This window comes from Clostridium septicum, assembly GCF_003606265.1.
Lineage (GTDB): Bacteria > Bacillota > Clostridia > Clostridiales > Clostridiaceae > Clostridium > Clostridium septicum.
Map to the genome: position 1 here is coordinate 2,044,161 of NZ_CP023671.1, position 13,230 is coordinate 2,057,390.

12 protein-coding genes are annotated in these 13,230 nt (G+C 28.6%); 10 read left to right on the top strand and 2 right to left on the bottom strand.

Translation table 11 applies throughout. The features are described 5' to 3' along the window. The first annotated feature begins 80 nt into the window (after nt 1-80). The 5 genes from ptsP to iadA all read left to right on the top strand — a co-directional run bounded on the left by ptsP (nt 81) and on the right by iadA (nt 5,269). Nucleotides 81-1,700, top strand: coding sequence for a phosphoenolpyruvate--protein phosphotransferase (gene ptsP, locus CP523_RS09245; RefSeq protein ID WP_066678327.1), 1,620 nt, complete (start codon nt 81-83; stop codon nt 1,698-1,700). 130 nt (nt 1,701-1,830) lie between these two features. Continuing rightward, nucleotides 1,831-2,367, top strand: a complete 537-nt coding sequence (locus CP523_RS09250; protein ID WP_066678326.1) for a chromate transporter — start codon at nt 1,831-1,833, stop codon at nt 2,365-2,367. Further along, on the top strand, nt 2,368-2,892 hold the full coding sequence (locus CP523_RS09255; RefSeq protein WP_066678324.1) for a chromate transporter: 525 nt from the start codon (nt 2,368-2,370) through the stop codon (nt 2,890-2,892). It abuts the gene before it with no gap. A gap of 20 nt (nt 2,893-2,912) precedes the next feature. Beyond that, entirely contained in the window at nt 2,913-4,076 is a 1,164-nt protein-coding gene (locus tag CP523_RS09260; protein WP_066678322.1) for a tetratricopeptide repeat protein, read from the top strand. A gap of 17 nt (nt 4,077-4,093) precedes the next feature. Beyond that, nucleotides 4,094-5,269, top strand: coding sequence for a beta-aspartyl-peptidase (iadA, locus tag CP523_RS09265; RefSeq protein WP_066678320.1), 1,176 nt, complete (start codon nt 4,094-4,096; stop codon nt 5,267-5,269). A 40-nt stretch (nt 5,270-5,309) separates the two neighbouring features. Here the strand turns inward: iadA and CP523_RS09270 are convergent, their stop codons facing one another. Together CP523_RS09270 and CP523_RS09275 are read right to left on the bottom strand one after the other, a co-directional pair. Beyond that, complete coding sequence (locus CP523_RS09270; RefSeq protein WP_066678318.1) at nt 5,310-5,897, bottom strand: cell wall hydrolase; 588 nt, start codon at nt 5,895-5,897, stop codon at nt 5,310-5,312. Between the two features lie 77 nt (nt 5,898-5,974). Further along, on the bottom strand, nt 5,975-6,964 hold the full coding sequence (locus tag CP523_RS09275) for a hypothetical protein (RefSeq protein ID WP_066678316.1): 990 nt from the start codon (nt 6,962-6,964) through the stop codon (nt 5,975-5,977). Nucleotides 6,965-7,128: 164 nt separating this feature from the next. On the opposite strand from CP523_RS09275, the gene cdaA reads away from it, so the two are divergent. The 5 genes from cdaA (at nt 7,129) to buk (ending at nt 13,194) form a co-directional block, all read left to right on the top strand. Beyond that, a complete protein-coding gene (gene cdaA / locus CP523_RS09280) occupies nt 7,129-7,986 on the top strand; it encodes a diadenylate cyclase CdaA (protein WP_066678314.1) in 858 nt (285 codons plus the stop codon). Further along, nucleotides 7,953-9,203 (top strand): CdaR family protein, encoded by a 1,251-nt coding sequence (locus CP523_RS09285; RefSeq protein WP_066678313.1) that lies wholly within the window; start codon nt 7,953-7,955, stop codon nt 9,201-9,203. The genes cdaA and CP523_RS09285 overlap by 34 nt, the downstream gene beginning before the upstream one ends. Before the next feature lie 172 nt (nt 9,204-9,375). Beyond that, complete coding sequence (locus CP523_RS09290) at nt 9,376-10,974, top strand: NAD(P)/FAD-dependent oxidoreductase (RefSeq protein WP_066678311.1); 1,599 nt, start codon at nt 9,376-9,378, stop codon at nt 10,972-10,974. Nucleotides 10,975-11,194: 220 nt separating this feature from the next. Next, a complete protein-coding gene (gene ptb / locus CP523_RS09295; RefSeq protein ID WP_066678309.1) occupies nt 11,195-12,100 on the top strand; it encodes a phosphate butyryltransferase in 906 nt (301 codons plus the stop codon). Between the two features lie 23 nt (nt 12,101-12,123). Continuing rightward, entirely contained in the window at nt 12,124-13,194 is a 1,071-nt protein-coding gene (gene buk, locus CP523_RS09300; RefSeq protein ID WP_066678306.1) for a butyrate kinase, read from the top strand. The last annotated feature ends 36 nt before the right edge of the window (nt 13,195-13,230 follow it).

The window sequence follows — 13,230 nt, forward strand, 5'->3', positions numbered from 1 at the left end:
ATGTAGTTAGAATAATTAATTAAGTCTAAAAGTTCTATATGTTATTAATATATAGTTATTTTTAAGGAGGAATTTTGGAGATGAAAAAGGGTATAGCGGCTTCAAAAGGCTATGCAATAGGAAAAGTATTTTTACAAGAACATGAAGAAATAGTTATAACAGATGCAAAAGTTTCAGATATAGCTGTTGAGAAAGATAATTTACAAAAGGCTTTAGATCAAGCTAAACTTCAATTAACAGCTATAAGAGATAAGGCTTTAGCTGAAATAGGAGAGCATGAAGCACAGGTTTTCGAAGCTCACCTAACTTTACTAGATGATCCAGAATTTACAGGTGGAATGTTACTTGAAATAGAATCAAATAGCATAAATGCTATGAAGGCTGTTGAAAACGTAACAAACACTTTCGTTATGATATTTGAATCTATGGAAGATGAATATATGAGAGAAAGAGCTGCTGATATAAAGGACGTTTCAAAGAGAATAATCTCAAATTTAGCAGGAAGAGGCGGAGATGCATTTGCAATAACAGAAGAAAATACTATAGTTGTTGCTCATGATTTAACTCCATCAGATACAGCACAATTAGACAGAAGTAAAGTAGTAGGATTTTTAACTAATATTGGAGGAAGAACTTCACACTCAGCTATTATGGCTAGAACATTAGAAATTCCTGCAATAGTTGGTTTAAAAGATATAACAACATCAGTTAAGAATGGAGATTTTGTTATTGTTGATGGTATTGAAGGTGTATGTATAATCAATCCAGAACAATCAGTAGTAGATGAATACACAGCTAAAAGAGAAAATTTCTTAAAAGAACAAGAAGAATTAAAGAAGTTAATAGATGTTAAAACAGTTACTAAATCAGGTAAGAGAGTAGAAGTATGTGGTAATATAGGTTCACCAGCAGATGCTGAAGCAGTAGTAGCAAATGGTGGAGATGGAGTTGGTTTATTTAGAACTGAATTCTTATATATGGATAGAGATTCAGCACCAACAGAAGAAGAACAATTTGAGTCATATAAGAAAGTTTTAGAAATAATGAATGGTAAACAAGTTGTTATTAGAACTTTAGATATAGGTGGAGATAAAACTCTTCCATACTTACCATTACCAGAAGAAATGAATCCATTCTTAGGATACAGAGCTATAAGATTATGTCTAGATAGAAAAGATATATTTAGAGTTCAAATAAGAGCTTTATTAAGAGCTTCTGTTTATGGAAATCTTGCAGTAATGTTCCCGATGATTTCAGGATTAGAAGAATTTAAGCAAGCTAAAGAGTTTGTAGAAGAATGTAAAGCTGAATTAAAGGCTGAAGGAATAGCTTATTCAGAAAATATCCAATGGGGTATAATGGTAGAAATTCCGGCAGCAGCAGTTTATGCAGATGAATTAGCTAAGTATGTAGATTTCTTCTCAATAGGAACAAATGATTTAATTCAATATACATTAGCAGCAGATAGAATGAGTGAAAAGGTATCATACTTATATAATCCAATGCATCCATCTGTATTAAGATTAATAAAAATGACTATAGATGGTGCTCATAAGCATGGAAAATGGGTAGGAATGTGTGGAGAAATGGCAGGAGATGAAACTGCTATCCCAACATTAGTTGAATATGGACTAGATGAGTTTTCAATGAGTGCTACATCAATACTAACTGCTAAAAAAATAATTTTAGAACAAGAATAATATAAAATAAAAGACCCTTCTGTATTAAATACAGAAGGGTTTTTCAAGTTTATTTAATTATAACTTTGTTTGCAAGGACATAATAAGATTGATATAGTAGAAATTGATATAGTTAAGAAGAGGTGATTTTATGCAAAAGATATGGGAGATGTTTATAGCATTTTTCAAGATAGGTGCATTCACATTTGGTGGAGGATATGCAATGATACCACTAATAGAAGAAGAGGTAGTCAATAGAAAAAAGTGGTTAACTAAAGAGGAGTTTGTGGATATTTTAGTAGTTTCACAAAGTTTTCCTGGAGCATTAGCAGTAAATTGCTCTATATTTTTAGGATATAAAATAAGTGGATTTATAGGAGCTTTAATGGCTTTATTAGCAGTTGTATTACCATCATTTCTAATAATAATTATTATAGCCTCATTTTTTATGCAATTTAGAAATAATTATTATGTAAATGCTGCTTTCAAAGGTATAACAGCAGCAGTACCAATGTTAGTATTAATTGGAGCTATAAGTTTAGGAAAGGGTCTTGAAAGAAATATAAGAACTCTAATGACTATAATAGTTGCATTAATAGCCTTAGAAGTAATCAATGTACATCCTGTAATAGTAATATTAGCTTCAGCATTATATGGAATAATATTTTTAAGGAAGAGGGTGGAATAAATGTCATTATTATTTAAATTATTTTTTTCATTCTTAAAAATAGGAACCTTTAGTTTTGGTGGAGGGTATGCTATGTTACCTTTTATAGAAAGGGAAATAGTGACTAAAAATCAATGGATTAATATGAATGAGTTTATGGACATTATAGGTATATCACAAATGACGCCAGGTCCAGTAGCAATAAATTCTGCAACATTTGTAGGATATAAAGTAATAGGAGTTTCAGGGAGTATAGCAGCAACTTTGGGAGTAGTTTTAACATCATTTATATTAGTATCTATAGCTAGTAAAGCATTAACAAGCTTTAAAAATTCGGTTATAGTAAAATCTGCATTGCTTGGAATGAGACCGGTATTAATAGCATTAATAATTTCTGCATTTTTAAGATTGGCAAAGGAATCATATTTAGATTTAAAAAGTTTAGTAATAACTACGATAATAGGAATAGTATTGTTATCAAAGAAGGTACATCCGATATTAGTAATTGTTTTAGCAGCTATATTAGGAATTATATTTTATATATAAATAAAATTGAGGTAGAAGAAATGGAAAAGAAACTTAAAAAAGCTTATGAAAAAGCATTATCATTATATAATAATGGAGAATTAAATAAAGCACTAAAGTGTTGTGAAGATGGAATATCAAATGATCTTAAAAATTCAGATTTATTAAATTTAAAAGGTTTAATTCTTTATGTAAAAGGGGATTTAAAAGGGGCAGTATCTATATGGAAGATAAATAAGGCTTGTAATTCTGATATTATGTCTGATTCTTATATAAAAGATTCTATAGAAGATAAGAGAAGACTAGAATTATTTCAGAAAGCACAAAAGCTTATTAAAAATTTACATATAGATGAAGCTATTGAACTTTTAGAGTTATGTTTAGAAAGTGATTTTAATTCTATACAAGTAAATAACTCTTTGTCTATCTGTTATCTAAAAAGAGGTGAAGTTGATAAGTGTAGGTTATATTTAAATAAGGCACTTTCTATTGATAAAACTGATAAAGTAAGTTTAAGTATTTTAAAAGATTTAGGGATATATAAAGATGTTAAAGAACCAAAGTATAGAAAAGTTATAACTTTTGTAATTATTTTGGCTATCATTTTAGGAGGAGCTTCAGTATTTGTTTTTAAAAATTTAAATAAAAGCAAAGAGAATATAGCTGAAAATGTTGGTAAACAAGAAGAACAACAAGAAAAAGTGGAAGAGAAGACAGAAGAAAAACCAGAGGAAAAATTACAAAAGAATATAGAAAATGAAAAATTAGATAAAGTTGAAGATAATAGTGAAAAGCAAAATGATGGAGTAATTGCTGAAGAGGTTCCTTTAACATTAGATGAGGTTGGAAATTTTTATATTGATGCAACAACAAAATTTGGAGAGGGAAATTATCAAGTAGCTAAAGAATTATTAAATAAGGCCATAAAATATTCTGATAAAAGTTATTTAAATGATGATATATTATTTTTATTAGCTTCAACAGAAGAAAAGTTAGGAAATGTAGATAATTCTATAAAAAACTTTGAGAAATATATAAGTCTTTATGAAAATGGGGATTATATAGAAGAGACATGTTATAAATTAGCTTTATTATATAAAGATAAGGATAAAGAAAAAAGTAAGATTTATGCATATAAGCTTGTTTATAACCACCCAGAATCAATATATAACAATGATAATATAGATTCTATTCTCAAAAATTAATTATAGGATGTGGTTTTTTGATAACAATAATAAAGGGTATAAAAATATATGCTCCAGACTATAGAGGAATTAAGGATGTAGTTGTTCTAGGGGATAAAATAGAAGATATATTTGATGATATACAGATTCCAGAAAAGTTTGTTGAAATTGATGTTATAGATGGAAGAAATAAAATTCTATTTCCAGGATTTATAGATTGTCATGTTCACATAATAGGTGGAGGAGGAGAAGGTGGATTTAAAACCAGAACTCCAGAGATACCTTTTACTGAATTAACAAAGGCTGGTATAACTACAGTTGTTGGATGTATTGGAACAGATGGAGTATGTAGAAATATGAGAAGTTTAATAGCCAAAGCTAAAGCTTTAGAAGAAGAGGGGATAACTACTTTTTGTTACACAGGATCATATGAAATTCCGGTTAAGACTATAACTGAAAGCATTAAAGGAGATTTAATGATGGTAGATAAAGTTATAGGAGTGGGAGAAGTTGCATTATCTGATAATAGAAGTTCACAAGCAACATTTAATGAATTTGTAAATACTGTTGCCCAAGCAAGAGTTGGAGGTCTTTTATCAGGAAAAGCAGGTATAGTTAATGTACACTTGGGTGATGGCGCAAGAAAGTTAGATTATCTATTCTCATTAATAGAAGAAACAGAAATACCTCCAACACAATTATTACCAACACATATAAATAGGAGTAGAAAATTATTTAAAGTTGGAGAAGAGTATGTAAAAAAAGGTGGGTTTATCGATTTAACAACAAGTTCCGATCCTAGGTTTCTAGAGCCGGGAGAATTGAGAGCTAGTGATGGATTAAAAGAATTACTAAATAATGGATTGGATATTGAACATATCACATTTTCATCAGATGGTAACGGAAGTATGCCCATCTTTGATGTAAATGGACATCTAACTGGTCTCGGGATATGCAAAGTTTCAACTCTATATGGAGAGGTTAAGGAAAGTATAAAAACACATAATATAAAAATAGAGGATGCCATAAGAGTTATAACATCTAACGTAGCAAAAGTATTAAAATTACATAATAAAGGCACAATTGAAAAAGGGAAGGATGCTGATTTAGTTTTAGTAGATGAAAATACTTTAGAAATAGATAAAGTATTTGCAAAGGGAAAGCTTATGGTTAATAATGGTGAAGCTATAATAAAGGGAACTTTTGAACACTAAAAAAAGCAAGACTTTAGAATAATCTAAAGTCTTGCTTTTTTTAATTAGTTTTAAAAAATAGATGTTGACCGATAGTTTTACTATCGTTTTTTTGAATATTTTCCATCCAAGTGCAAGTTGATATAGTTGGATTATAAAAAAATAATGCTTCATTTGTTGGATCGTTTCCTTTTATGGCATCGTAAACAGCATTAAAACATTCTTTATTTGGATCACCAGGAATTTCTCCATTAACCACACATGAAAATGCATAAGGTTGGAAAATTACTTCTTTAACTGTATTTGGAAAACTTTGATCTAAAACTCGGTTTAAAATTACCGATGCAACTGCTACCTTACCCTCATAGGGTTCACCCTTACTTTCGGCATAAACAATTTTAGCCATTAAGTTTAAATCTTCTTCAGTTAAGTAAATTAAATTATTATTATGATTAAAAACTTCCACCACATTATTAGGTGCATCTATAAAAGTATTATTGTTGTCTTGTTTTAAGTTTTCATCTTTAGCTAATGTATTTATAGATGAGGTAGTATCATCTAACATTTTACACGCTAAAGTTGAAGTTATTATATTTACTGAAAAAGAAAGGGTTAAAAAGAAAATAAATAGATGTTTTAAATATTTCATAAATAACCTCCTTTTGGATATAACCCAATCAAAATATAGTATTAACCAAAAGGGAAAAAAAATACTAAAAATTTATTTTATATTTTCATATTTTTATATTTATCATAACTATTTAGAACATCTTGAAATTTTGATTTAGCATTTTCATAATTTCTATCAATTTCTTTACTATATTTATTTAAGTCAGAGCATCCTTTCTCAAAAGTAACAGCCTCTTTCATAGATTTAATATAAACATCATAGATTTTTAAAAATTCCTGTAATGAATTATAAAATTCCATACATCCATCTGGAATGGACATAGAATGAACATTATTTTTTAAATCTTCAAGTAACTTCTCCTTTTCACTTATATCATCTAAGATTACTTTAAGATCTCTTTTATCTTCTTTTACTTTTTGAATTGCAGGTGTTAAATCCTGACACAATTTATCTATGGTTGAGGTAAAAGAATCTAATATAAGAACAAATTCACGTTTTTGAATATTTTTAATGTCATTATCTCTATTTACTTTAATTATGGTATTTACATAATTATTTGCATTATCAAAAAAAAGTAATGATTTTTCAGAAAATCTTATATAAATATTATTTTCAGCTAAAGAATTATAGGAATTTAAACAATTTTCCTTATAGGTATTAAATTCATTAATTTCATCACCAGATTTGATATTTGAAGAGTCACTAATTATATGAAAACAAAAATCATATAAAGTTATAGTGGTAGCTAGTGAATCAGATAGATTTGATTTTATTTTTGAATCTATATCTGATTTTATTTCAACTTCAGATATCTTAGATGATAATTCTTTTAATTTTTTTGATGAATTATTAAGTGTTTCTATAGATTTTTTTGTATCAATAGTAAGGTCATCAACGCAGTCTTCTAGAGATAAGTTAATTTTATTTATCTCCTTTGCAATATTATTAAACTCTTTCATGGTTTTACTAAGGCCTGTATATTGAAAAATAAAAATTACTATTAGTGTGGTAAAAAAAGCGGTAGAAATTAATGCGATAATAAAAATACGATTTTCTTGAATAAGAGATTTAAGTTTATCATTCATATACTATATCCTCCTAAAATATTTCTTTACATAAATTTATATTATAGTTAGTTAAAAAATATTATAAAATTTAAATAAATTTTTAGATTTAGTAACTGAATATGTTAAGAATTTAGGAATTGGTGTATAATTAATTGTATAGACTAATTAGGGGGTGACCCAAGGTGAATGAAATTATACTATTAGTAGTAAATTCAATTAAAAATATATCAATATATTCAGTTTTGGATATATTAGTTGTAGCTTATATATTTTACAAAGGTTATGTACTTATAAAAGAAACAAGAGCAGAGCAACTTTTAAAGGGAATTATATTAATAATAGTACTTATACCTATAAGCTATATACTTAAATTAGATATGCTATATTTTATTTTAAATAAGACTTTAACAATAGGTGTTTTATCTGTAATAATTATATTTCAACCAGAAATTAGAAGAGCGCTAGAGCATATTGGAAGAAGTGCTTTTGAAGAATTTCATAATATACAAGACCAAGAAAAGCGAAATATTGCAATAAATGAAATTGTTACAGCAGTTGCTAATTTAGCAGAATCTAAAACAGGTGCATTAATAGCTATTGAGCAAGCAACTGGCTTAGGTGAAGTTTTAAATTCAGGTACAATTTTAGAAGCAAGAATAACTTCTAATTTATTAGAAAATATATTTGTGGTTAATACACCATTACATGATGGAGCTACAATAATTAGAAAAGATAAAATTTTAGCTGCTGGTTGTGTTCTTCCCTTAACTAATAATATAAATATAAATAAAAAGCTAGGTACAAGACATAGAGCAGCAATAGGATTATCGGAAACTTCAGATGCACTTGTAATAATAGTATCAGAAGAAACAGGAGTAATATCTTTAGCTATTAATGGTAGACTTACAAGAAATTATGATAAAGAAAAGTTAAGAATAATTTTATTAAGAATAATGGAAAATAGAGAGAGTAAGAGGGTTAAATCAGCTGGAGAGAAGGTGAAAACATGGATAAAAGGGATAAAAACAAAAGAGGAATAGTTCCAGTAATATGTCTTTTACTATCTATTGGTTTATGGTTTTATGTAACAAATGTTGAGAATCCAAGGCGAAGCTATGAATTGAAAGATGTTCCAGTTGAAATTTATAATGCAGAAACTCTAGTTGATTCTAAGTTAGCTTTAGTTCCTGATCAAAAATTTTATGTTAATTTAAAATTAGAGGGATATGGAAGCGATATATATAAAATCAAGGAAAGTGATTTTAAGATAACGGTAGATTTAAGTGATTATGCATTAAAAAAAGGGGAAAATAAAATTCCAGTAAGTATTGAGAAATCACCAGCAAATATAAATATAAAAAATGATAGTAGTCTTACTATTAGCATAATGTTAGAAGAATTAGTAGAAAAGAGTTTTCAAATAAAGCCTAGGATCTCAATAACAACAAAATCAGGATTTTTTGCAAGTGAACCGGATATAAATCCTCAAGAAATACAGGTATCAGGGGCACAATCTTTAGTAAATAGAGTTAGTAGTATAGTAGTAACTGGTGAAGAGCATGATGTTTCAAGTGATGTTAAATCTTCATATAAATTAGAACCTTTAGATAGTGCGGATAAATTAGTTGAGGGGGTACATTTATCGCAAGATGTAGTGGATGTTGTTATTAAAATTAGCCAAGGAAAAAGTGTTCCACTAAAAATTAATACAGTTGGTCAATTACCTGCTGGAATGAAGCTAAAAACTTTAGAGGCTACAAGAAAAACAGTAGAGCTTTTAGGACCTAAGGATTTATTAGATAAGATTACAGAAGTTCAAAGTACACCATTAGATTTATCAACTTTTAATGGTGATGGAGAGACAAACCTAACTGTAGTAATTCCAGAAGGGTTAAGTATCAAACAAGGAGAAGAATATGTAAATGTAAAGCTTACTGTCAGTAAGATTGTTAGTAAGAATTTTGAAGTTGCATTTACATTAAAAGGAGCCTTAGAAGGATTAAAAATAACTCCAACTAAAAATACTGTAAAAGTTAGTATTTCAGGATATGATGATGAAATAGAGAATGTAACAGTAGATAACATAAAGGCTGAATTAAATGTTGAATCATTTAAAGATGAAGGAACCTTTTCAGTTTCACCAATAGTTACCCTTATAGGTTTAGATGAAAAATTTACTATAGGAAATATTGAAAAAATAGAATTTACGGTTGTAAAAGAAGTCGAACAAAAACCAGAAGAGAATATTCCTCATTAAAGCTTACAATATATTATATAAGCTGCACAATATAAGTAATATTGTGCAGCTTATATTTTATAAAAGTTAATTGGTAATTGATAGTTTTCTATGAAATAAAAATTAATATTAATAGAGAAAATTATATGTTAAAATAAGTTACTAGAAAAATAAAATAAGTAAGGGTGATAAGATGACAATAAGAATAAATAATATTGTTCTAAAAATAGATGAAGATAAATCAATATTAAATAAGAAGATAGCAAAAAAATTAAGAATATCAGAATCGGAAATTAAAAATTTAAGAATAATAAAAGAAAGCTTAGATGCAAGAAAAAAAAATGATATTAAATTTACATATTGTGTTGATATAGAACATTCAAATGAAAAAAAATTAGTAAATAAATTAAAAGATAAGGATGTTCGATTGGAAGATAAGGAATATGATACGCAAATAAAAATGGGAAGTGAAGAATTAAAAAATAGACCAGTTGTAGTTGGATTAGGTCCAGCTGGATTATTTGCAGCATTATTACTAGCGGAAAAAGGTTATAAACCATTGGTGATAGAAAGAGGAGAAGATGTTGATAAAAGAACTAAGACTGTGGATAAATTTTGGGAGACAGGAGAATTAAATTTAGAGTCAAATGTTCAGTTTGGGGAAGGTGGAGCTGGTGCATTTTCAGATGGTAAATTAACTACAAGAATTAAAGATAGAAGATGTGATTATGTATTAAGGGAGTTAGTTAAAGCCGGTGCACCAGATGATATTACGTATGTTGGAAAACCTCATGTTGGAACAGATATTTTAAAAGAAGTAGTTAAGAATATAAGAGAAAAAATAAAAAAATTAGGAGGAGAAGTATTATTTTCTTCTAGATTGGAGTTAGTAAATTCAGAGAATAATAAACTTAAAAGTATAATAGTTAACGGGAATGAAATACCATGTGAAGCATTAGTTCTTGCAATAGGCCATAGTTCAAGAGATACATATGAGATGTTATATAAACAAGGAATATCTATGGAACCAAAAGCCTTTGCTATTGGAGTAAGAATAGAACATCCTCAAGAACTAATTAATAAAAGTCAATATGGAGATGCTTATGAACATCCAAGATTGAAGGCAGCAGAATATAGATTAACTTATCAAAGTGAAACTTTAGGAAGAGCAGTATATTCATTTTGTATGTGTCCAGGTGGGGTAGTGGTAGCTGCAGCTTCTGAATCAGAAAGACTAGTTTCTAATGGGATGAGTTATCATGCAAGGGATTTAGAAAATGCAAATTCCGCTTTAGTTGTAACTGTAGGACCAGATGATTTTAAAGGGGATTCTCCACTTAAAGGAATGGAATTTCAAAGACACTATGAAAGTCTAGCTTATAAATTAGGAGGTGGAAACTATAAAGCACCAGTACAATTAGTTGGAGACTTTATGGAAGATAGAGTAAGTGAAAAGTTAGGTAAAGTTATCCCAAGTTATACAGCCGGATATGTATTTAGAGATTTAAGAGAGTGTTTACCATCATATGTTGTAGAAGCATTAAAAGAAGGAATAAGTAATTTTGATAGAAAAATAAAGGGTTATGGAAATAAGGATGCTGTTTTAACAGGAATAGAAACTAGAACATCTGCACCAGTTAGAATAACAAGAACAGAAAACTTGGAGAGCATTTCTATGGAAGGATTATATCCAACAGGTGAAGGGGCAGGATTTGCAGGAGGAATTATTTCAGCAGCTGTAGATGGAATAAAAGTAGCTGAAAAAATAATAAGTAAATTTAAGATACAATAATGAATTAATATTAGCGAAAAAAGTAATACGAAATATAATTTAGAAAATTCTGAAAATTAAAGTTTTCAGAATTTTTTTTGATAAAATGGAATTATAGGAAAAATTTGTTGTATTCATAAGGGTGAATTGTTATAAAATTAACAAATTATTTTAATATACCTATCTAATTTAAATAGAATGGTAATATTTAAAATAAAGTGAAAAATGGAGAGGTGCAAAAATGAATAAGAATTTTGATGACTTATTATTGAAGTTAAAAGACTGTAAGAAAAAAAGACTTGCAGTAGCAGTAGCTCAAGATGAGCCAGTTTTGGAAGCTGTAAAGGCTGCACAAGAACGACAAATAGCAGATGCTATATTGGTCGGAGACCAAGAAAAAATTTCAGAAATTTCTAAAAAAATAGACATGGATATTTCAAAATTTGAAATTGTTCACGAAGTAGATCCTAAAAAGGCTACTTTACAAGCAGTTAAATTAGTTTCAAGTGGAAAAGCAGACATGGTAATGAAGGGTTTAATTGATACAGCAACTTTCTTAAGAAGTGTTTTAAATAAAGAGGTGGGTTTAAGAACAGGAAAATTAATGTCCCATGTTTCAGTATTCGAAATTGAGGGTATAGATAGATTAATATTTTTAACAGACGCTGCATTTAATACTTATCCTGATTTAAAGGCTAAGGTTCAAATATTAAATAATTCAGTAGATGTTGCACACGCTTGTGGAATAGAAAATCCAAAAGTTGCTTTAGTATGTGCTGTAGAAGTAGTTAATCCAGACATGCAGGCCACTGTTGATGCATCATTGTTATCAAAGATGAATGATAGGGGTCAAATAAAAGGATGTTTAGTAGATGGACCTTTAGCATTAGATAATGCAATATCAGAAGAAGCAGCTCATCATAAGGGAATAACTAGTCCAGTAGCTGGAAAAGCTGATGTAATATTATTACCTAATATAGAGACAGCTAATGTTATGTACAAAACTTTAACATATACATCTAAATCAAAAAATGGAGGCCTTTTAGTTGGAACTTCAGCACCAGTCATATTAACTTCTAGAGCTGATAGTTTTGAAACAAAGGTTAATTCAATTGCTCTAGCAGCATTAGTTGCAGAAAATAAATAAGTAGTTAAAGGGAGGAACCTATAATGTCTTATAAATTATTAATAGTTAATCCAGGATCAACTTCAACTAAAATTGGAGTATATAATGGAGAAAAAGAAGTTTTAGAAGAAACCTTAAGACACTCTGCAGAGGAAATAGGAAAGTATGCAACGATATATGATCAATTTAAATTTAGAAAAGATGTTATTTTAAATGTGCTAAAAGAAAAAAACTTTGATATAAAAACATTAGATGCTGTAGTTGGTAGAGGTGGAATGCTAAAACCAATGGAAGGAGGAACTTATAAAGTTAATGAAGCTATGCTTGAAGATCTTAAGGTTGGGGTTCAGGGAGAACATGCTTCAAATTTAGGTGGAATAATATCAAATGAAATAGGTAAGGAATTGGGAATTCCAGCATTTATAGTAGATCCTGTAGTAGTAGATGAATTAAATGATATTGCACGTATTTCAGGAGTTCCAGAACTTCCAAGAATAAGTAAATTTCATGCATTAAATCAAAAAGCTGTTGCCAAAAGATATGGCGAGGAATTTGGAAAAGGTTATGAAAATTTAAATTTAATTGTTGTACATTTAGGTGGTGGTGCTTCTGTTGGAGCGCATAAAAATGGAAAAGTAATAGATGTAAATAATGCATTAGATGGAGATGGACCATTTTCACCAGAAAGAGCAGGTTCTGTACCAGTTGGAGATTTAATAAAGATGTGTTACAGCGGAAAGTACACAGAAAAAGAAGTATTTAGTAAAATAGTAGGAAAAGGTGGATTTGTAGCTTATTTAGGAACTAATGATTTAAGAGATGTATTAAAATTATTAGAAGAAGGAGATAAAAAAGCAGAATTAGTATATGATGCATTTATATACCAAGTATCTAAATGGATTGGAGAAATGTCAACAGTATTATGTGGTAAAGTTGATGCAATTTTAGTTACAGGTGGAATTGCATACTCACAAAAGGTTATTGATGATATTAAGAGTAGAGTTGAATGGATATCTAAAATAGTTGCATATCCAGGAGAAGATGAATTATTAGCATTGGCTCAAGGTGCAATAAGAGTATTAGATGAAAAAGAAGAAGCTAAAGAATATAAATAAAATAGTAGTATAAAAATATTTGTTTAATGACAAAAT

Excerpts from the sequence above, each read along its gene's own strand:
- ptsP (WP_066678327.1), top strand. The coding sequence starts at position 81 with ATGAAAAAGGGTATAGCGGCTTCAAAAGGCTATGCAATAGGAAAAGTA.
- CP523_RS09250 (WP_066678326.1), top strand. The coding sequence starts at position 1,831 with ATGCAAAAGATATGGGAGATGTTTATAGCATTTTTCAAGATAGGTGCA.
- CP523_RS09255 (WP_066678324.1), top strand. The coding sequence starts at position 2,368 with ATGTCATTATTATTTAAATTATTTTTTTCATTCTTAAAAATAGGAACC.
- CP523_RS09260 (WP_066678322.1), top strand. The coding sequence starts at position 2,913 with ATGGAAAAGAAACTTAAAAAAGCTTATGAAAAAGCATTATCATTATAT.
- CP523_RS09270 (WP_066678318.1), bottom strand. The coding sequence starts at position 5,897 with ATGAAATATTTAAAACATCTATTTATTTTCTTTTTAACCCTTTCTTTT.
- CP523_RS09275 (WP_066678316.1), bottom strand. The coding sequence starts at position 6,964 with ATGAATGATAAACTTAAATCTCTTATTCAAGAAAATCGTATTTTTATT.
- CP523_RS09285 (WP_066678313.1), top strand. The coding sequence starts at position 7,953 with ATGGATAAAAGGGATAAAAACAAAAGAGGAATAGTTCCAGTAATATGT.
- CP523_RS09290 (WP_066678311.1), top strand. The coding sequence starts at position 9,376 with ATGACAATAAGAATAAATAATATTGTTCTAAAAATAGATGAAGATAAA.
- ptb (WP_066678309.1), top strand. The coding sequence starts at position 11,195 with ATGAATAAGAATTTTGATGACTTATTATTGAAGTTAAAAGACTGTAAG.
- buk (WP_066678306.1), top strand. The coding sequence starts at position 12,124 with ATGTCTTATAAATTATTAATAGTTAATCCAGGATCAACTTCAACTAAA.